This window comes from Salinisphaera sp., from assembly GCF_035690525.1.
GTDB lineage: Bacteria > Pseudomonadota > Gammaproteobacteria > Nevskiales > Salinisphaeraceae > Salinisphaera.
Genome location: NZ_DASSKM010000182.1, coordinates 1 through 20,266, shown reverse-complemented (window position 1 = coordinate 20,266; position 20,266 = coordinate 1). Strand labels below are relative to the sequence as shown.

Below are 20,266 nucleotides of genomic sequence, written 5' to 3'. Positions count from 1 at the left end.
GGCTTTGATCAAGCACCGGGCTGCGGCGACTGGAGCGCCACCGGGGTGACCTCGGTCGGGCCGGCCGCCGGGCCGCCCCAGGTTCCATAGGCACCGATCACCTTGATCCGCTTGCCGGGCTGCAATGCGTCCGATGCCGCCTTGACGACCTTGACGGCCTCGTCGTTCAAAGCCTCGGCCAGATTGGCGAAGTCACCCTGATTGTTGAAATCGTTGTAGGAAATCTTCGGATAGCCGTTTCGTATGTCGGTCCCCGGAATGATCGGGCCGATCAACACCGTGACCTTTTCACCGTCGGCGGTCTGGATCACCATCTTTCCGGCTCGGGACTCGCGATCGACCTGCTTGATCGTACCGGTCAACGACACCCAGAAGGTGCAGGGAAAAGCCTGCGACTTCTGGATGCCGTATTTCTTGCAGACCTTGTCGAAGGCGCTGTCATCCGCCAGCGCCTTCTGCACCTTGGCCATGTCGTGTGCGTGCGATTTTGCATAAGGCACGATCTTGTCCGCGTACAGACTCGATACGTCACGCGTCGTTTTGGATTGCCCCGAACGGATCTTGGCGAGTTCCTGCTGGGTCACCAGCGCGAAACCGCAGTTCAGGGCGATCACCAGACACAGCACGACAAGGCGGGCGGCTACGATCATGGTCGGAGTCTCCTCAGCTCGCGGTCGGGCGTGCGCTATTTCTTCCCATAGGAGAAATCGTGCACCTTGTCCGCGTTATCCTTCGTGATCAGAATCCCGCGAAAAAGCTGACGCTCCGGGCGGCCGGTGCTGCCGGTCCTGAGATACTTGTCGAGCTCGCTGACGCCAACACGGGCGATCTTCTGCGCCTGAAGCATGGCGGTCGCATAGAGCTTGCCGGACTTGATCGCCTCGATTTCTTCATTGCTGCCATCCATGCCGGCGACGATCACATCGTCCTTTCCGGCATTCTGCAGCGAAGCGATCGCACCCAGGGCGACCGGGCCGTTACCGCAGATCACGCCGTCGATGTCGGGGTGCTCCTGCAGAATGGAATCCATGATCTCTTTCGCATCCAACAAAGCGCCGTTGGCGTCCTGACGGGCGACCATTTTCAGATCGGGATACTGGTCGAGCACGCGGTGGAAGGCTTTCGAGCGGGCAACGCAGTTATTGTCCGCGAGATTACAAGTCAGTTCGACATACTTGCCTTTCTCGCCAAGCTTTTGCACAAACTTATGCGCAACCTGCGAAGCCGCCTGTACGTTGTTGTGCGACAGCTGGGCGATGGCAATCCCGTCCTCCGGAATCTCGCGATTGATCAGCACGACCGGCACCCCGTGCTGCTTGGCATAGCGGACGGCCGAGACGCTGGCCTGCGAGCCCGCGTTGTCGAGCACAATGCCCTCCACACCCTTGGCCACCACGGAAGTGATCAGCTGGTGCTGACGGTTCACATCCTCATTGTGTGACAGGACCAGGGTGCTGTATCCCAGCGACTGCGCCTTCCGCTTGGCCGCCTTGGCTTCCGCGGCGTAGTAGGGGTTGTCCAGCGAATTCACCAGAATCGCGATCTGGCCTTTCTGACCATCGTTGTTATCAGCGGCGCTGGCTGTGCTGGATACCACCAGCGCCAGAACCATCATCAGCATCGCGGCGCAATGCCAAATCATCGTGCGTTGTCGGGTGTGGTCGCGCGTCATCTCTATCTCCTCTTTTCCTTGGAAACGGTGTCCGGAACGCGAAGCGCCTTACACCGAGGCCAGCTATCGGCCATCTGACCGATGCGGTATGCACATTTGTACTTTCATAATCATTTATGTTCATTACAACTTTAGTCTATGAAATCCTTTGTGCAATGAAATAAAGAAGATAGGCCATCGTTTCAGCTATACAGGTCAACCATCTTAACAGTAGAGTTGCACATTAAGATTTTCGATGATTATATTGTTCGCACCGTGACATGCCAGTTCGGCCCGAGCCCGTCACCCCACCACGTCATGCGAGGACATCATGTCGCAGAATCTGAGCAGCGATCTCCGCGAGCGCGAAGCATCGAACAATCCGGTCAACGTCGGCCTCATCGGCACCGGCGAAATGGGCACCGATATCGTGATGCAGGTGGCGCAGATGCCCGGCATCCGGATCGCCGGCGTCGCCGAAATCCGCGCCGAAGCCGCACGCAAGGCGATCGAGATCGCCGGACACGATGCCGGCGACGCCGAAAAGGCGGACAGCGAGTCCGCCGTCGAGCGCTGCATCTCGAAACGGCGCATCGCGATCTGCGAGAACGCGGAACTGATCTGCCGCAGCGACAATATCGATGTCCTGATCGACGCCACCGGCAATCCCGGCGTGGGCGCCGAGTTGGCCATGCTGGGCATGGAGCACGGCAAACACATCGTGACCATGAACGTCGAAGCCGATGTGACCATCGGCCCGTTCCTCAAGCGCCAGGCCGAGCGTGCCGGCGTGGTCTATTCGCTGGGGGCGGGCGATGAGCCGAGCTCGACCATGGAGCTGATCAACTTCGTGCAGAGCCTAGGCTATCCGATCGTCTGCGCCGGCAAGGGCAAGAACAATCCGCTACGCATCGACGCGGTGCCGCACGAATATCAGGAGGAGGCCTCCCGGCGGAATATGAACCCACGCATGTTGGTCGAGTTCGTCGACGGCTCGAAAACCATGATCGAGATGGTCGCGATCGCCAATGCCACCGGCATGGCGCCGGACGTCGCCGGCATGCATGGCCCCGAGGCCGGCCTCGACGACCTGCAGGACGTTCTCTGCCCGCAAGAGGATGGCGGCGTGCTGCAACGGCGCGGCGTGGTCGATTACAGCGTCGGCAAGGGCGTGTCGCCGGGCGTGTTCTGTATCGCCGAAATGCGTCATCCACGGGTGCGCGAACGCATGTCCGACCTTAAACTCGGCCCAGGCCCCTACTACACATTCTATCGCCCTTATCACCTGACCAGTCTCGAGGTGCCGCTGAGCGCGGCACGAGCGGTGCTCTACGGCGCCGCCGACATGCAGCCGCTCGACCGGCCGACCGCCGAAGTCGCCGCTCTGGCCAAGAAGGCCCTCGCTCCTGGCGATACGCTCGACAAGATCGGAGAATACAGCTACCGCGGCTGGGCCGTGAGCACCGAGGCGGCGCGCCACAACAATGCGCTGCCGCTCGGGCTGGCGGAGAATGCCGTGGTTCGCAAGCCCATCGCGGCCGGGGAATACCTGACCTACGACAATTGCGAACCCGCGGCCGACGCCCGGATCGTCGAATTGCGCAAACGCCAGGACGCCGGAGAATAGCGACCGAATCATGAAACGCACGAGGCGAGGCAGCCGCTATCCGGCAAGCCCCGCCCGAACAGCAAGGGAGTTCCACGTGAGCGATCTAGGGCCTGTTACCGCTTCATACGGCCCCGCGTTGCAACCCCAAATCGTGTCAGCCCAGACGCAGGGCGCCGACCGCAGTCATTCTGCGGTCAAGCTCTGCAACGCCGGATGGCGCGATTTGGGGCCGCAACCCGAAGGGCCGGGGGCCATTTTGCCGCAATCCAGCGTTGCAGCGCGCTACGGTAGAATGACTACCGTACGCCCGCTGCGCCTTGTCTTGCACCAGCTCGAATATTGTTCGGGCGGCCGCCGGCGCGGCGTCGTATGAAGCGGCAACAGACCCTGGTCGTCGGCATCGATTGCAGCACCACGGCCACCAAGGCCACGGTCTGGGATCGTTCCGGCACGTTGCACGCCGAGTCGAGATCGCCGATCAAGCTGTATACGCCGGCGCCGTTCCAGTTCGAGCACGACGCGCGACAATGGTGGCAAAGCTGCCGCGAGGCCCTCGCCGAGATCGCCGCCGAGGTCGACACCGGGCGAATAGCCGGATTGTCGATCACGCACCAGCGCGAAAGCTTTGTAATGCTCGATGCCAACGACGAGCCGCTTCGGCCGGCGATTCTCTGGCTGGACGAGCGCGCCCGTAAAGACGTTGCCCTGTTGCGCGACGCGCTTGGCTCGGATGAGATTCGCCGAATTACCGGCAAGGATCCCGACCCTACTCCGGCCCTGTATGCCCTGCACTGGCTCCGGCGACACGAGCCCGGCATCTACGCGCGTGCCGCCCGCGTGGTCGACGTGCACGGTTATCTCAATCGTCGATTGACCGGGCGCCACGCCACCAGTTGGGCCAGCGCCGACCCGCTCGGGCTGCTCGACATGGCATCCCGCCAGTGGTCTCAACCGCTGCTCGACATATTGGACCTGTCGACGAATCAATTACCGGAACTGGTCGCGCCCGGCGCCCCGATCGGCGAACTGGGCCATGCCGCGGCAACGGCCACCGGACTGCCCGCCGGTCTGCCGGTCATCGCCGGCGGTGGCGACGGCCAATACGCCGGTCTCGGCGTGAATGTTCTTGATCGGCGACGCGCCTACCTATCGCTGGGCACCGGCGCGGTCTCGGGCATCATGGCCGACGACTACACGCCAAGCATGGCGTATCGCACCATGACCGCGCCCGTGCCGGACGGCTATATTCTGGAGACTTGCCTGCGCACCTGCGGCCATCTCGTGAACTGGCTGCGTGACACGATCGGCGTGGGCGATCCGGCCGGATGCACTGCCGAGGCGCTGGAAAAAGCCGCGGCCGACACCCCGATCGGGGCCGACGGCCTGCTGCTCCTGCCGTACTGGGGCGGCGTGATGTCGCCCTACTGGGACGAATCGGCCCGCGGCGCACTGGTGGGGCTGTCCGGCGATCACGGCCACGGTCAAATGTATCGCGCCCTACTGGAAGGTCTGGCGATGGAACAGTGGGTGGCGACCGGCGCGACGCTGCGCGCCAGCGGCCGGGATATCGACGAAATCGCGGTGCTCGGCGGCGTGGCTTCCAGCGATCTGCTGTGCCGGATCCTCGCCGACGTGATGAATAAACCGGTGGTGCGCGCCGCCACGGCGGAACCCCCTTGCCTGGGCGCGGCCATCGCCGCCGCCGTCGGCTGCGGCTGGTTCGACGATTTCGAGACGGCGGCGAACACGATGACTCGGGACGACGAGCGGATCGAGCCAAATCCCGGCCATGCCGCGCGCTACGATGAGCTCAAGCCGATCTACGCCGACCTGTACCCCGCGCTGTCCGGCATCACGCGCCGGCTAGCCGCGTTCCGGCGCGCCAGCCGCGACGCCGACTAAGGTTTACTCGGCGGACGGCCCCGCCGAACACTCCGCGATCAATGAAGCAATGGAGCTCGTTATGGATATGTTTCGGCTGGACGGACAGAACGCGCTGGTCACCGGCGCGGGCAGCGGCATCGGCCAGGCGATCGCCGTCGGTCTGGCCGAGGCCGGCGCCGACATCGGCTGCTTCAGCCGCAAGACCAGCCAGGGCCTGGACGAGACGATCGAACGCATCGAACGGCTCGGGCGGCGCGCGATCCGGCTGACCGGCTCGGTCACCGAAGAGCAAGATCTGACCGACGCCGTGGCGGCCATCGAGAAAGGATCCGGGCCATTGACGATCGCGGTCAATTCGGCGGGCATCGCCAACGCCTTTCCGGCCGAGGACATGCCGATCGAGGAATGGCAGCGGGTGATCGACACCAACTACACCGGGCTGTTCAAATCGTGCCGGGCCGCCGCCCGCGCCATGTTCGACCACGGCGGCGGCTCGATTATCAACATCTCGTCGATGTCGGGATGGATCGCCAATCGGGGGCTGAGCCAAGCGCATTACAATTCATCCAAGGCCGCGGTGAGCCACTTGACGCGCAGTCTGGCGACCGAATGGTGCGACCGCGGCGTACGTGTAAACGCTATCAGTCCAGGCTATACACTAAGCCCGATGAACAAGCGTCCGGAGGTGGCCGCTCAACGCCAGCAATTCGCTGACGAAACGCCGATGCAGCGGCTGGCCGAAGTCGGCGAAATGGTGGGCCCGGCCGTGTTCTTCGCCAGCCGCGCCTCGTCCTTCTGCACCGGCGCCGACCTCGTGGTCGACGGCGGCTTCGTTTGCTGGTGATTGGATACGCGTCGGACGCGAGCTATGACATGATCAGGCCGCCGTCGACGTTGATCGCCTGGCCGGTGATATAGGCGGCATCGTCGGAGGCGAGAAAGGCCACCAACCCGGCGACATCGCTGGCCTGACCGGCACGCTCCATGGGCACGCCCCGCACCCACTCGGCCATCAGCTCGCCCGGCCCGTAGTCGCCCAGCAGGCGGCCCCAGACTTGGTCGTTGTACGCCCACATATCGGTTTCGATGATCCCCGGGCAGAAGGAGTTGACCGTAATGCCCTCCCGTGCGAGTTCACGCGCCAGACTCTGGGTCAGGCCGACCACCCCGAACTTGCTGGCTGCGTAGTGGGGCGTGTACTTGAAGCCCTGCCGCGCCTGTCCCGAAGCCGCATTAATCAGACGGCCGCCGCGCCCGGCTCGACGCATACGGGCCGCGGCCTCCTGACAGCATAGAAATACGCCCTTCGTATTGACTTCCAGCGTGCGGTCCCATTCATCCTCGGTCATGTCTTCAAGACGGGCGATCGTGATGATCCCCGCGTTGAACACCCCGATATCGACGGACCCAAATGATCGCTCTGCGACATCGAGCATTTCGACCACCTGGCGCCGATCCGTGACATCGGTCACGTGCCCGACGACCTCGGCCGAATATTTATCGCGCAGCCGATCCGCCGCTTCATTGACCAACTCTTCATTCGAGCTCAGTACAATATTCGCCCCCTCCGAGGCGAATCGCTCGGCGATGCCGAGCCCGATGCCACGGCTTCCACCCGTAATCACGACCGTCTTGTTATCGAATCGTCGCATCACTTTCCTCCATATTTGCATGAACATATTAAACTAATATATTTTAAATGTTCATGCCATAGCAGGCTTGGCTTGCGTAACGAATGCATGCGAGATCGGTGCCACCCGCTTGCGTCCACCTGATTTCAACGGCTCTCGGCTTGCTACGATGGCGTGTTCGAACACGCTGGCACTGCAGCCTCAAACGGCCATATTGATGAGCGAAATAGACGGACGTGACCTGAAACTTGCAGTACGCGCTGCCTGGTTCTATTACGTCGAAGGTCAGACCCAGGAACGCATCGCCCAGAATCTGGGTATCAGCCGGGTGAAAACGACACGGCTGCTGGCTAGCGCGCGCGAGACCGGCATCGTACAGTTTCGCATTCAGTCCGAGGACGCGCCCTGCCTGGAACTCGAACAGCGGCTGAAACAGAGCTTTGATCTGATGGATGCGGTGGTCGTGCCCACCCCCATCGAGTCCGACAACGTGAACCGCATGATCGGCCAGGCCACCGGCGACTATCTGTCCGAGTTCTTCGCCGACGACATGAGCATCGGTATCGGTTGGGGACGCACGCTGACCTACGCAACCCGGGCCATGGCCGCGCGTCCGTTGAAGCAGGCCAGTGTCGTCTCCCTGCTCGGCGCGCTCACACACCCGCGCGGACTCAACCCCATGGAATGCGCGTGGCAGTTTGCCAACAAACTCGGAGCGGATTGCTACGTGCTTGCGGCTCCGGCGTTCGTGGCCAGCGCCGAATTGCGAACCGCCCTGCTGGCTCAGCGTGAATTATCCGATGTCATGGCGCGGGCCAACCGGGTCGACGCAGCCGTGGTCAGCGTCGGCGAATTGTCCCCCACTGCGCCGGTCGGCCGTTACGGCTTCCTCGAACGCGACCAAGTACGGGAGTTGATCGATCAGGGCGCCGTCGGCGATATCCTTTGCCATTTCATCAACGCCCAGGGTGAAGTGGTTGATCATCCCATCAACCGGCGGGTCGCGGCGTTCGACCCGACCCGGCTAGAGCATATCCCGAACGTGATCGTGGCCAGCGGCGGCCCCCAAAAAGCGATACCGTTGTATGCCTCGCTCAGGCTCGCCAAACCCAATATCGTCATTACCGATCACGACACCGCCGCACAAGTCTTGCAATATGCGGAAGAGGCCTAGCTATCATCTGGCCGGGCACGGTAAAAACACTGCCACGTCGCTCTTGTAAACACCCTGGAAAGGGGGATGCATGGAAACCAAGCCGCCCGTTCCGCCCTTCACGGCCACGACCGCCGCGCAGAAAGTGCGCGCGGCCGAGGATGCCTGGAACAGCCGCGATCCGGACAAGGTCGTGCTGGCTTATACGCCGGACAGCCGCTGGCGTAATCGCGCGGAGTTTCTCCACGGCCACGACGAAATCCGTGCTTTTCTCACCCGTAAGTGGAAACACGAACTGGCGTATCGGCTGATCAAGGAGCCCTGGGCGTTCGCCGATGATCGTATCGCGGTGCGCTTCGCCTATGAATGGCACGATGACGCCGGCCAATGGTACCGATCCTACGGCAACGAGAACTGGCAGTTCGACGACGACGGCCTGATGGCGATTCGTCTGGCCAGCATCAACGATCTGCCGATCCGCGCGGCCGATCGTCTGTTTTTCTGGCCCGCGGGGCCCCGGCCGGACGATCATCCCGGCTTGAGCGATCTCGGCTTGTAGATCGCTCCGCCGAGCGCGCGGCCAACGGGCGCGATGCGTCCGATCAGCGCAGTAGCTGGTCCAGTTCGCTCGGCAAATCCAGCGCCACGGCTTCGGCTTCACCGTCGCTGAGCGCTTTTTCCAACGTTCGGATCACGCCGGCCACGAGCTGACGCGTATCCTCGTCGGACAGTTCGGTGCGAAACGCGACCTTGCCGTAAAACTCGTCCAGCGAGATCGGCACGTAGGATGTGTCGGCCCGATCGCCGCCGGCACGGATCGCGTCGGCGATCTCGCTCGGGAGTTGTTCGGCCATGCGCGCGGTCTGGTCCTTGGGCAGCTGCTCGCACAACGAATCCAGCGTGATCAGCGTGCACTGATGCACCACATCCGGCGCGAGTTGCGGACAGGCTTCGTAGACGTGAGCGATAAATCGATCGGTTTGCATGATGCTCCTTGCATACCCCGTGTTGCGAACGGCCTCAGCATGCGGGCCATGAAACAAAACCACCATCGCGGCAAACCCTGAGCCGGCGGCGATACGGCGGTAGAATAGGGGATGAGTTCGGAACGCGACGACGCCCGGGCCGGGCGCTGGCCGGTGGCGCTGACGGTGCTGATGGGCACTATAGCTGTCGTCCTCAACGCCACCGTCATCAACGTCGCGATCCCGCCGATCATGGCGGACTTCGGCTTGAGTCAGGCCGGCGCGCAGTGGATCTCGACCGGTTTTCTCGCCGCCATGACCGCGGCCATGCTCGCCAGCGCCCGGGTGATCGAACGGCTCGGCCAGCGCCGTACCTTCGAGGCCGCGCTCTGCGTGTTTCTTCTGGCCTGCGTGCTTGCGGCCGCCAGCCCCGATGCCTGGGTGCTGATCGCCGCCCGTGTCATTCAGGGGGCCACCGCCGGCATCATCCAGCCGCTGGCGCTGGTGATGATCTTCCAGAGTTTCGACGACGCCGAGCGCGGGCGGGCGCTGGGGCTGTACGGCATGGGCGTGGTGCTCGCGCCGGCGCTCGGCCCGACCGTGGGCGGCTTTCTGATCGACTGGCTGTCGTGGCGGGCGGTTTTTCTGCCGTCGATTCCATTCTGCCTGCTCGGCCTGGCCGGCGGCTGGCGGGTGCTGACGCGCCGGGCCAGTACCGAGCGCGTACCCTTCGACTGGCTCGGCTTCGGTCTGCTGGGGGCTGCGCTCGTGCTAGTGCTGGTCGGGCTCACCGCGCTGTCCGAATACGCCCGGCTGCGCGGCGGTCTGCTCACCGCGGCCGGGCTCGCGTTCGCGGCCGGCTTCGTGATCCGGCTGCTCAGGTCGCCCCACCCGCTGATCCGCCTCGCGGTATTTGCCTATCCGCGCTTCGTGCTGACCGTCGGCATCGCCGCGCTCTACGGGGCGGGCCTGTATGCCTCGACCTACCTCGTGCCACTGCTTGCCCAGAGCGTACAACAGATGTCGCCGAGCGCCACCGGGCTCGTGATGATGCCCGCCGGCCTGACGCTGCTGGCCATCTTCCCGATCGGCGGACGCCTGGCCGATCGATTTCCCGCTCACCGGCTCAATATCATCGGCTGCGGCGGCTTCGCGCTCGGCACCGCCGGCCTCGCGCTGGCCGATCCGACCACCCCGTTCTGGCTACTTGCCGTGCTGGTCGCCGTCGGCCGCATGGCGCTCGGCGTCATGATGCCCGCATTGAACATCGGCGGCCTGCGCGGGCTGCCCAGCGAGCTTACCCATCAGGGCTCGAGCATGATCAGCTTCGCGCGCCAACTCGGCGGCACGCTCGGCGTGAACCTGTTCGCCCTACTGCTGGAAATCCGCGCCGCGCACTATCTCGGCGGCCAGGTCGATCTGCGCTCGCTCTACCAGGGTCAAGCGCCTTCGGCGCGCGCGCTGGCCGAGATCACGCGAGCCTTCCGCGATACCTTCGCCGTGTTCGGCGCGGTCTTTCTGGTCGGCGTGGGGCTGGCAATCGGCATGGCTGTCTTGCACCGGCGCGAAAACAGCGGTGCCACCGGCCGCGCTGAGCTAAAATAGACGGTTATTTATTTTCATGTCCGAACGACGCCGCTTCATGTCCAAGAACCGCCGCGTGACCATCGCCGACGTCGCCGCCCGCGTGGGCCTGACCAACATTACGGTCTCGCGCGCGCTCAACCGGCCGGAGATGGTCAAACCGGAAACGCGCTCGAGGATCGAGGCGGCGGCCAGCGAACTCGGCTACGTGCCCAACGCCTTCGCGCGCGGACTGAAGCACAGCAAGAGCCGGCTGATCGGCATCGTCACCGCCAGCGTGGACAACCCGTTCTACGCCGAGATGATCAAGGCGATCTCGCGCCACGCCAAGCAGCACAACTACGCCATTCTGCTGTTCGACACCGACGGCGAGGCGTGGCTGGAAGCCAACGCGATCGAGACGCTGCTGAGCTATCAGGCGGCCGGCATCATTCTTTCGCCGGTCTCGGACCAACCGGACTACGCCCCGGATTATATCGAACGGCTGCATAACAGCGACATGGCCGTGGTCCAGCTCGATCGTACGCTCTACAACGCGGGTTTCAGTTCGGTGGTGCTGGACAACGTCTGGGCCGGCCAGTGCGTGGCCACGCACCTGCTCAAGCGCGTGTTCACGGGGCAGGCCGCACCGCCGGGCGGGCCCTCGCGCTTGCTGGTGGCGGCCGGGCCGGAGCATTCGATCATCTCGCGCGCGCGACTGGCCGGTGTGCAGAGCACGCTCGCGGAAAGCGGGCACGGCATCGATACCGTTGTCCTGTGGGGCGACTATACGCTGGAATCGACCCGCGATCAGGTCGGCGCCTATATCGAGAACAACGGCATACCGCGCGCGATCTTCGGCATGAACCAGTTGATCACGCTGGGCGCACTGCAGGCGATGAAATCGCACGGCATCGCGCCGGATACGCCGAGCGTGATCAGTATCGACCGCCTACCCTATCTGGATATCTTCGATATCCGCGTACCCTGCGTGGTGCACGACGGCTTCCATGCGGGCAGGCAGGCGCTGGAGCTGCTGCTCGAACGTGTTACCGATCCGGAACTACCACGGCAGACGGTCACCGTACGCGGCACGTTGGTCGAATAGTCGCGGCCCGCGCGTCACATATCAAAATTGGTCGGCAGCACAACCACATCGCGAATCGTGACGTTGCGTGGCCGGGTCAACATGAACATGATCGCGTCGGCCACCTCCTTGGGCTCGATCAGGCTGCCGGACTCCTTGGCCTTGCGCAGATTCTCCTCGGGCCAGTCCTTGAGCAGCGCACTGCTGACCGGGCCGGGCGCGACTTCCCCGACCCGGATGCCGTGCTTGATCACCTGCCGCCGGATCGTCTGCACGAAGCAGTTGATGGCCCATTTGGAAGACGCATAAACCGGTTCCCACCACACCGGGTGATGCCCGGCCACGGAGCAGGTGACGACGATATCGCCCGTGCCGCGCTCGATCAGGTGCGGCAAGATGTTGCGTACATTCTTCATGACCACGTTGACGTTCAGATTCAGCATGCGATCGATCGTGGCTTCGTCGGTGTCCATGAAGTCGCCGCCGATATAGGTACCGGCATTGGCGTGAAAAATGTCGAGATGATCGACTTTTTCGAGAATACCCGTGAGCAGGGACGCGCACTGCGCCGCGTCCAGCAGGTCGATGACCAGTGGAATGGCGCGCTCGCCGTAGCCCTGTCGGACTTCGTTCAAGGCGGCCTCGTCGCGATCGACCAGAACCACCGTTGCGCCGGCATCGAGCATCGCCTGCGCGCTCGCCCAGCCGATACCGGAGGCCGCACCCGTCACCGCGGCGGTCTTGCCCTGCAGGTCGTTCGTCATATCTCGTTTCTCCAATTGGACTGAGTCATCGTTGAACATTGATAAGCATGGCCGCGCTGAATGATTGCATTCGACCTAGGCTTCGCGCCCGCGACCGATATAAACCGCGAGCAGGATGATGCCGCCCTTGATCACGTCCTGAAGATAGGACGACACGCCCATCAGATTCAGGCCGTTGTTGAGGATCGCCAGCAGCATGGCGCCGACCAACGTGCCGACGATCACACCGCGGCCGCCCGCGATGGAGGCGCCGCCAAGGACGACGGCGGCGATCGCGTCCAGTTCGAAACCGATGCCGATACTGGGTTGGCCGCTCATCAAACGCGACGTGATCACGAGCCCGGAAATCGCCGCGGTGAGCCCGCTGATCGCGTACACCAGCATCTTGGTGCGCGGCACGCGGATGCCGGTCAGACGGGTGGCTTCCTCGTTGCCGCCCACGGCATAGACGTAACGGCCAAAGGCGGTGTGGTGCAGCACGATATAGGCCACGGCGTAGACCAGAAGCATAATCAGGACCGGCGCATCCAGGCCCAATACGTTGCCGCGGCCGAACCATGAGAACCAGGAAGGCAGCCCCGAGATCGGATAACCGCCGGTATAAATCAGCGCCAGCCCGTGGGCGGCCCCCATCATCGCCAGCGTTACGATAATCGGCGGCATACGGCCGAAAGCCACGCAGAAGCCGTTGAACGCACCGAGCAGAGCACCGACGCAAATCCCGGCGGCAATGGCGATCGGGGCCGGCCAGCCGCCCACCATCAAACCGGCCATGATCGTGCCTGACAGCGCCATCACCGGGCCGACCGACAGGTCGATACCGCCCGTGAAGATGGCAAAGCTCATGCCCACGGCGATAATGCCGATCACCGTGCCCTGGCGGGCCACGTTTTCCAGATTATTGATGTCCAGAAAACGGTCGTTCAGCAGCGCCATGAGAATGAATACGGCGATGAACCCCAGCAGCGGGTAGAACATCGGCGAGTGCAGCGCGCGTTGCCAAGCGGGCGCGCGCTTACGGCGCGGGGCACTAATGGCGGCATCTCGGCTGGTGTCGGTCATCGGACTTCCTCGGCGGCGGGCTCACGGGCATCGGCGTCGTCATGACGCGGTTCGCTGACGGCGTGGCGCATAATGGTTTCGGAATCGATATCGTCGTCGGCGAGCTCGGCCACGATACGGCCGTGACTGAACACCAGCACCCGATCGCAGACGCCGGTGATCTCCGGCAGCTCCGAGGAAATCATGATGATGGCGATGCCTTGCGCCGCCAGACGTTTCATCAGCATATAAATCTCCGACTTGGCGCCGACATCGATACCGCGCGTCGGCTCGTCGAAAATCAGGATGCGACAACCACGCTCCAACCAGCGCGCGATCACCACTTTCTGTTGATTGCCGCCGGACAGCGACCGTACGGGAGTTGCGTTGCTCGGCGCCTTGACCCGCACCTGATCCATGACCGAATCGACCTGCCGGCTTTCCTTGTGGCGGCTGATGAACGGCGTGGAGCGATGATAAAACTGGGCCAGATGATTGAGCGTGATGTTGTCGCTGCATGAAAACGGCAGGATGAGGCCCTGACTCTTGCGGTCCTCCGGCAACAGCCCGATACCGGCGGCCAGCGCATCCGCGGGCGACGAGAACCGCATCTCGCGGCCATCGAGACGTATACGCGCGACGCGCGTCGGATAGGCGCCGATTAGCGCCATCCCCATTTCGCTGCGCCCGGAGCCGACGAGCCCCGCGAAACCCAGTATTTCGCCTTGGGCCAGCTTCAGCGAATCGGTATGCGCGGTTTTCTTCATGCCGATTTCCGCTTCGAGCAGGACCGGCGCGTTCTTGTCGCGCGGCCCGCGCGGCGGAAAGATGTTTTCGACGCGACGCCCGACCATCATCTCCACCAGCGCGTCGTGATCGGTTTCGCTGACCGCGCAGTTGGCGACAAAGCCGCCGTCGCGCAGCACCGTGATGCGATCGCAGATCTGGAAAATCTCCTCCAGATGATGCGAAATGAACACCATCGCCACGCCGTTTTCGCGCAAACGCCGCATGATGGCGAACAGCCGTTCGACCTCGGTGGGCGTAAGCGGCGCGGTCGGCTCGTCAAGCACCAGCACGCGCGCGTTCAGCGACAACGCCTTGGCGATCTCGACGAATTGCTGGTCGGCCACGCTCAGCCGATACACGGAGATTTCCGGGTCGATATCGATGCCGAGGCGTTCGAATAGCTCGGACGCTTCGGCCAGCATCCGCGAGCGTCGAATCAAACCGACCCGATTACGCGGCTCGCGGCCCAGAAAAATGTTGTCGACCACCGACAACCAGGGCACCAGACTGAATTCCTGGAACACGATGCCGATGCCGGCGGCGCAGGCGTCGCGGTAGCTAGAAAATGCCCGGGCTTCGCCGTCGAGCCGAATGGTGCCGGCGTCCGGCTGGTAGATACCGCAGAGAATCTTCATCAACGTCGACTTGCCGGCGCCGTTCTCGCCCAGCAACGCATGGATCTCGCCGGCCTCGACGCCCAAACTCACGTCGTCGAGCGCCTTGACGCCGGGAAATCCCTTGCTCACGTTTTCAAGCGATAATACCGCGGCCATCGGCAACCTCCTCCGCCAAACGAGGCGCGGCGGTAATCAACCGGCCGCGCCTCGTAACCTTCTTATCGTGACTTGACCCGTCGATCAATAACTCCAATGGAAATCGTCGGCGTTGTCCTGCGTTACCACGGTGACATCCACCGGAATCTTCTTCGGGCTGTCTTCGCCGCGATATTTCTTCACCGCCAAATGAAGCGCTTGTACGACCATCTTGCCCGGATGCTGGGCCACATCGACCACGAGCGCTGAATTCGGCTCCTGCATCTTTTTAATCGCCTCGGGAATACCGTCGATGCTGGCGACCTTGATATCCTTGCCGGACGAATTGACCGCCACCAACGCGCCGAGCGTGCCGCCGTCGTTGACGCTGAACAGCCCATCCAGATCCGGATGCGCCGTGATCATGTTCTGCGTCGCCTGCATGGCCGCATTGCGTTCTTGGTGGCCGTTTTGCTCAGCCACCAGTTGGATACCCTCGGCCTCGCCGAGGGCTTTCTTGCAGCCCTTGACGCGCTGCAGGATCGGCGTCACGGGAATACCGTTCAAAATCGCCACTTTGCCCTTGCCGTTCAGGCTCTTGGCCAAATACTGGCAGGACAGGTAGCCGGCCTTGAAGTTTTTCGAGCCGACGAAGCCGGATATCGGGCCTTCCGCCTGAGCATCGACCGCGACTACCGGAACACCCGCGTTCTTCGCCGATACCACTGCCGACTGAGCGCCCACGGTGTCGGTCGGGTTCAGCAGCAGAATATCGATGCCGCGCTGGATCATGTCCTCGACGTCGCTGACCTGCTTGGAGATATTATGATGAGCGTCGGTCACGATCAGTCGGGCGCCCATCTTGTCGATCGCGTCCTGCAGCGCCTTCTGCATGGTCACGAAGTACGGGTTGTTCAATTCCTGAAACGACATGCCGACGACGAGCTGGTCGTCCGGCTTGTTGTTGTCATCGGCGGCCGCGGCGGGCAGCGCGATCGCGGCCAAGGGCAATAGCGCGATGGCTAACGCCCGGCGTAGGGAACGGTGAGCTATGTCTGGCATGGTCATCTCCTCGGTTTAGGTGCTATCGGACAATATCTGTTTGCCATCTACATAAATCGACAACGCAATCATTAATGTTAACGTTGTCATTTAACGTTAGTCCTCTATTCTGAGCCGTACAATCGACCTTTTGGATTAAAGACTAAAGTCGAACGCGCAACACGAGCGCGGCCACCGCGAACACGGCAGAGTAGTTGCCCGATCGCCCTCCAAGGCGCTCGTCTTGTCATCCGCACCGCGAGGAGAACCCATATGAGCGCGCACTATCTCGGTATCGACGTCGGCTCGGCCAGCGTGCGAGCCGGTATTTTCGACGGCGCCGGCCGTTGTCTGGCCCAGGCCGCCCGGCCGATCGCTCAGTTCCGGCCGAAGCCGGATTTCGTCGAGCAGTCCAGCGACGACATCTGGAATGCCTGCGTGGCCGCGGTACGCGAATCGGTCGAGGCCGCCGGCATCGCGGCCGACAGCGTGCGGGCGATCGGATTCGACGCGACCTGCTCGCTGGTCGCGCTCGGCGCCGACGGAACACCGGTCTCGATTTCGCCGACCGAGGACGATGCGCAGAATATCGTGATGTGGATGGATCATCGCGCCAGCGCCGAGGCGCGGGAGATCGCGGCCACCGACCACGAGGCGCTGCGCTATATCGGCGGCCAGGTCAGCCCCGAACTGGAACTGCCCAAGCTGTCGTGGCTGGCGCGCAACCGGCCCGATCAGTACGAACGCGCCGCGATCTTCCTCGATTTGGCCGATTATATGGCGGCCCGCGCGACCGGCGGACTGGACGGCGAGCACGCGCCCGCGAAGAGCGTATGCACCCAGGTCTGCAAATGGCTGTATCTGGCCCACGAGGAGCGTTGGCCGACCGATCTGCTGGTCGAGATCGGCCTCGGATCCCTATTCGACAAGCCGCTGATGGCGGGGCCGATCCGCGAGCCGGGCGCGCCGGCCGGGCCGCTCGACCCGGGCGTGGCCGAGGCTTTCGGCCTGACCGGCGAGATCACGGTCGCCACCGGGCTGATCGACGCGCACGCCGGCGCGCTCGGCATGCTCGGCGACGATCCCGAGGGCAGTCTGGCGGTGATCGCCGGCACTTCGACCTGCCATATCGCCTTCTCGCGCGAGCCCTGCTTCGTGCCCGGCGTATGGGGACCGTACTGGGGCGCGGTGCTGCCCGACGGCTGGATCAACGAAGGCGGGCAAAGCGCGGTCGGCGCCCTGATCGACCACGTGATCCGCGACCATGCGGCCTGCGACGCGCTTATGGCCGAAGCGAAGGAACAGGGCACGAACCATTTCGACGTGCTCAACGCCCGCCTCGACGCCATGGAGGCCGAAGCCGGCGGCGCCGCGCTGACACGAAATATTCATGTGCTCGACTATCACCACGGCAACCGCTCGCCGCTGGCCGACGCCTCGCTGACCGGCATCGCGACCGGATTGACGCTGGCCGAGAGCATCGACGATCTCGCGCTGCGCTATCTGGCCACCTTGCAAGCCGTGTCCTACGGCACGCGCCATATCGTGGAAGCGCTCAACGAGAACGGACATCAAGTGACGCGGCTGCGGCTGTGCGGCGGCATCCTCAAGAACGAGCGCTGGCTGGCCGAGACCGCCGACGCGATCGACCTGCCGATCGAACTGCCGGCCGAAACCGAGACCGTGCTGCTGGGCAGCGCCATGCTGGCGGTCGCCGCCTGTGGCGATCAGCCCGACCTACGCGCCGCCGCCGTCGCGATGAGCGCGACCGATCGCGTGATCGAACCGCGTGCCGAGCGCCGTGCTTTTCACGACGCCAAATACCGCGTCTATCGGGCCCTGCACGCCGACCAGCTGGCCTACCGGGCAATCATGGCCAAAACCGACTGAAAGAGCGCGCCGGACACGGGCGAGCGCCCGTATCGCCCCGGCTGTGGTCCGGGTCTTAGCGGTCTGCGCGACGCAACGGCGCAAGCAATCCGCGCAGATCGTTGTGGTCGATCTGGTACATCAGCGCCAGCAGCCGGCCGAGTTCGCCGGCGGGAAAGCCTTGCCGCGCGAACCAAGTCAGATAGCCGCCGGGCAAGTCGGCGATCAGCCGCCCTTCGTATTTGCCGAACGGCATGGTGCGCGTGACCAGTTTTTCCAGATCCTGTGGATTCACCGCGGCCTCGACACGAAACGCCCGCCCTGATCAAAAATTGCTCATAAACGAAACCCGCGCTCAGCCGCCCTTGCGCTCGGCCAGCGCGCGGTCGGAAGCGGCGATCGCGCGCTTCTCCGCGGCCGTATCGATGCCCGACGCCAGGCACCAGTATAAACCGCCCGCGACGACAAGCCCGACGAGAAACGAGATGTCGGCCCCGCCCAGCCACCGGGTGACCGTACCGGTGTAAAAGGAAATATCGAAGAATGGGATCATCGCCAGAAAGCCGGCGCCGTAGGCCAGCATACCCCGCCACGACCACTGGCCGTAGATACCGGCCGGGTTGAAGATTTCGGTGATGGCGTAGCGGCCGTGGCGCACGATATAGAAATCGATCAGATTCACGGCCGTCCAAGGCACCAGGAAATACAGCATCAGAATCACAAAGTTGTTGAAACTGCCCAGATAGCTGTCGGGAATGACGAGCGCCACCGCGGTCGCGACCGCGCCGAATAGCACGATACCGATCACGCGTATCGTGATCGTCGGCCGCACCGGACGATAGGCGTCGATAGTGCTGATGCCGGTGAGCATCGCGCCGTACATGTTCACCGCCATCACGCTGATCAACGCCGGTGCCGAAGCCCGGCAGCAACTCGTTGCCGACCATCCGCAAGCTGCCGATGGCTTCCGGATGCGGCAGCGCCGCGGCCAGAAACGCGCCCAGCGACATGAGCCAGATCGCGGAGCCACCCGCGCCCAAATAGGTCCAGGAAATCACGCCCCGCGACGAGACGTTGCGCGGTAGATAACGCGAATAATCCGAAACATACACGGCATAACTGATCTGGTAACCGGCCGCGGCCGAAAACTGCACGAGAAACACGGCCCAGCCGGCGCCCGGATCGTGCGTAGCCGCGACCCCGTGCATCATCAATGCGCCGATGGTCAGCACCGCGAACACGACGATCAGGATCGGCGTCAGCCAGCGCTGTACGAAATGCAGCAGATCGTGGCCGACGACCGCGATGCCGATCGCCAGCAGCACCAAAAACGGATACCAGAACAGCGGCCCGCCGGGCAGCACGATTTGCAATGCTTCGGTGGCCAGAATGACGTTGAATACGTTGAAGCCGCAGTAGACGAACACGGTCGCGGCGAACGGCAGGATCGCCCCGCGCGAGCCGAACTGGGCCCGCGACTGAATCATCTGCGGCAGGCCCAGCCGCGGCCCCTGGTTGGCATGAAACGCCATGAAGAAGGTGCCGAAAGCGGCGCCCAGCACGACCGCGAGCACGCTCCAGCCGACGCCAAGACCCATCGACGGCCCGACAAAACCGGTCACCATTGTCGTGAGCACAAAATTGCCGGTGAACCAGAACGGGCCCTGGTGCCAAACCTTGCCGTGGCGCTCGGCCTTCGGCACATAATCGATCGAGCGTACCTCGACCACCCGGCCGCGGCCCGTCGCCGGCGCGCTGTCGTTTTTTAGCGAATCCATCTTCTCCCCTTATCTTGTATGTGTCGTGTCCCGCGCGCACCGGCCGCCCGGCTCATTCGCGATACGCCACGTCCGGCAGTACGCAAAGCATTTCGTAGAGAAGGTTGGCGCCCAGCACGGCGGTGTTGCCGCTCGGATCGTAGGGCGGCGCGACCTCGACCAGATCGCCGCCGACGAGATCCAGGCCGCGACAACCGCGCACGATCTCGAGTGCCTGCGGCGGCGTGAGCCCGGCGATCTCGGCCGTGCCGGTGCCGGGGGCGAAACCGGGGTCGAGGCTGTCGATGTCGAAGGTGATATAGACCGGCCCGCCGGCGACCTGCGCGCGCACTTCGGCCATCAACGGCGCAAGGCTCCGGTGCCAGCATTGCTCGGCGGGCACCACGCGCACGCCCTGCCGGCGGGCCCAATCGAAATCGTCGGCGGCATAGCCGGTGCCGCGCAGCCCGATCTGGACCATGCGCGAGGTATCGACGAGACCTTCCTCGATAGCCCGCCTGAACGGCGTGCCATGGGCGATGGCTTCGCCGAACATCCGCTCGTTGGTGTCGGCGTGCGCATCGACGTGAATCAGCCCGACCGGCCCGTGGTGGGCGGCCGCGGCGCGCAGAATCGGCAGCGTGAGCGTGTGGTCGCCGCCGAGCGTCAGCGGCCGGCAGCCGGTGGCGATCACGTCGGCATGAAAGGCC

Annotated in this window: 18 protein-coding genes and 1 pseudogene; 8 read left to right on the top strand and 11 right to left on the bottom strand. The window is 63.6% G+C overall.

Annotation, left to right across the window (positions count from 1 at the left end):
- Positions 1-8 precede the first annotated feature (8 nt).
- Together VFJ08_RS14165 and VFJ08_RS14160 are read right to left on the bottom strand one after the other, a co-directional pair.
- Positions 9-650, bottom strand: a complete 642-nt coding sequence (locus tag VFJ08_RS14165; RefSeq protein ID WP_324997875.1) for a DUF2291 family protein — start codon at positions 648-650, stop codon at positions 9-11.
- 35 nt (positions 651-685) lie between these two features.
- The gene (locus VFJ08_RS14160) at positions 686-1,621 is read right to left on the bottom strand and encodes a D-ribose ABC transporter substrate-binding protein (RefSeq protein WP_414707084.1); all 936 of its coding nucleotides are present in this window, start codon (positions 1,619-1,621) and stop codon (positions 686-688) included.
- 361 nt (positions 1,622-1,982) lie between these two features.
- Here VFJ08_RS14160 and VFJ08_RS14155 point away from each other — a divergent pair, with 361 nt between their 5' ends.
- From VFJ08_RS14155 to VFJ08_RS14145, 3 genes are all read left to right on the top strand, one after another.
- Positions 1,983-3,278: a hypothetical protein gene (locus tag VFJ08_RS14155; RefSeq protein WP_324997873.1), complete on the top strand. Its 1,296-nt coding sequence runs from the start codon at positions 1,983-1,985 to the stop codon at positions 3,276-3,278.
- A 351-nt stretch (positions 3,279-3,629) separates the two neighbouring features.
- Positions 3,630-5,162 (top strand): FGGY-family carbohydrate kinase, encoded by a 1,533-nt coding sequence (locus VFJ08_RS14150; protein WP_324997872.1) that lies wholly within the window; start codon positions 3,630-3,632, stop codon positions 5,160-5,162.
- 61 nt (positions 5,163-5,223) lie between these two features.
- The gene (locus tag VFJ08_RS14145; protein WP_324997871.1) at positions 5,224-5,988 is read left to right on the top strand and encodes an SDR family oxidoreductase; all 765 of its coding nucleotides are present in this window, start codon (positions 5,224-5,226) and stop codon (positions 5,986-5,988) included.
- Between the two features lie 22 nt (positions 5,989-6,010).
- Here VFJ08_RS14145 and VFJ08_RS14140 read toward each other — a convergent pair whose 3' ends face one another.
- A complete protein-coding gene (locus VFJ08_RS14140; protein ID WP_324997870.1) occupies positions 6,011-6,796 on the bottom strand; it encodes an SDR family oxidoreductase in 786 nt (261 codons plus the stop codon).
- Between the two features lie 196 nt (positions 6,797-6,992).
- Here VFJ08_RS14140 and VFJ08_RS14135 point away from each other — a divergent pair, with 196 nt between their 5' ends.
- Both VFJ08_RS14135 and VFJ08_RS14130 read left to right on the top strand, forming a co-directional pair.
- Positions 6,993-7,949 carry a sugar-binding transcriptional regulator gene (locus tag VFJ08_RS14135; RefSeq protein WP_324997869.1) on the top strand — a complete coding sequence of 319 codons (957 nt, stop codon included), beginning with the start codon at positions 6,993-6,995 and terminating at the stop codon, positions 7,947-7,949.
- A gap of 70 nt (positions 7,950-8,019) precedes the next feature.
- The gene (locus VFJ08_RS14130) at positions 8,020-8,487 is read left to right on the top strand and encodes a nuclear transport factor 2 family protein (RefSeq protein WP_324997868.1); all 468 of its coding nucleotides are present in this window, start codon (positions 8,020-8,022) and stop codon (positions 8,485-8,487) included.
- Positions 8,488-8,530: 43 nt separating this feature from the next.
- Here VFJ08_RS14130 and VFJ08_RS14125 read toward each other — a convergent pair whose 3' ends face one another.
- Positions 8,531-8,914 (bottom strand): DUF2267 domain-containing protein, encoded by a 384-nt coding sequence (locus VFJ08_RS14125; RefSeq protein ID WP_324997867.1) that lies wholly within the window; start codon positions 8,912-8,914, stop codon positions 8,531-8,533.
- A 111-nt stretch (positions 8,915-9,025) separates the two neighbouring features.
- Between VFJ08_RS14125 and VFJ08_RS14120 the strand changes: the two genes are divergently transcribed.
- Positions 9,026-10,498, top strand: a complete 1,473-nt coding sequence (locus VFJ08_RS14120; RefSeq protein ID WP_324997866.1) for a DHA2 family efflux MFS transporter permease subunit — start codon at positions 9,026-9,028, stop codon at positions 10,496-10,498.
- A 37-nt stretch (positions 10,499-10,535) separates the two neighbouring features.
- The gene (locus tag VFJ08_RS14115; RefSeq protein WP_349257022.1) at positions 10,536-11,564 is read left to right on the top strand and encodes a LacI family DNA-binding transcriptional regulator; all 1,029 of its coding nucleotides are present in this window, start codon (positions 10,536-10,538) and stop codon (positions 11,562-11,564) included.
- 14 nt (positions 11,565-11,578) lie between these two features.
- Here VFJ08_RS14115 and VFJ08_RS14110 read toward each other — a convergent pair whose 3' ends face one another.
- The 4 genes from VFJ08_RS14110 to VFJ08_RS14095 form a co-directional block, all read right to left on the bottom strand.
- Positions 11,579-12,307 (bottom strand): SDR family oxidoreductase, encoded by a 729-nt coding sequence (locus VFJ08_RS14110; RefSeq protein WP_324997864.1) that lies wholly within the window; start codon positions 12,305-12,307, stop codon positions 11,579-11,581.
- Positions 12,308-12,382: 75 nt separating this feature from the next.
- Positions 12,383-13,369 (bottom strand): ABC transporter permease, encoded by a 987-nt coding sequence (locus tag VFJ08_RS14105; protein ID WP_324997863.1) that lies wholly within the window; start codon positions 13,367-13,369, stop codon positions 12,383-12,385.
- Positions 13,366-14,910 carry a sugar ABC transporter ATP-binding protein gene (locus VFJ08_RS14100; protein WP_324997862.1) on the bottom strand — a complete coding sequence of 515 codons (1,545 nt, stop codon included), beginning with the start codon at positions 14,908-14,910 and terminating at the stop codon, positions 13,366-13,368. Before VFJ08_RS14100 ends, VFJ08_RS14105 begins: the two co-directional genes overlap by 4 nt.
- A gap of 84 nt (positions 14,911-14,994) precedes the next feature.
- The gene (locus VFJ08_RS14095; RefSeq protein ID WP_414707082.1) at positions 14,995-15,957 is read right to left on the bottom strand and encodes an ABC transporter substrate-binding protein; all 963 of its coding nucleotides are present in this window, start codon (positions 15,955-15,957) and stop codon (positions 14,995-14,997) included.
- A gap of 246 nt (positions 15,958-16,203) precedes the next feature.
- On the opposite strand from VFJ08_RS14095, the gene VFJ08_RS14090 reads away from it, so the two are divergent.
- On the top strand, positions 16,204-17,820 hold the full coding sequence (locus VFJ08_RS14090; RefSeq protein WP_324997860.1) for an FGGY-family carbohydrate kinase: 1,617 nt from the start codon (positions 16,204-16,206) through the stop codon (positions 17,818-17,820).
- A 55-nt stretch (positions 17,821-17,875) separates the two neighbouring features.
- Here VFJ08_RS14090 and VFJ08_RS14085 read toward each other — a convergent pair whose 3' ends face one another.
- The 3 genes and pseudogenes from VFJ08_RS14085 to VFJ08_RS14070 form a co-directional block, all read right to left on the bottom strand.
- Positions 17,876-18,094: a DUF3820 family protein gene (locus tag VFJ08_RS14085; RefSeq protein WP_324997859.1), complete on the bottom strand. Its 219-nt coding sequence runs from the start codon at positions 18,092-18,094 to the stop codon at positions 17,876-17,878.
- A 60-nt stretch (positions 18,095-18,154) separates the two neighbouring features.
- Positions 18,155-19,577 (bottom strand): annotated as a pseudogene (locus VFJ08_RS15805) (purine-cytosine permease family protein).
- Between the two features lie 52 nt (positions 19,578-19,629).
- The coding region (locus tag VFJ08_RS14070; protein ID WP_324997856.1) for an arginase family protein at positions 19,630-20,266 on the bottom strand (637 nt) is incomplete at its 5' end.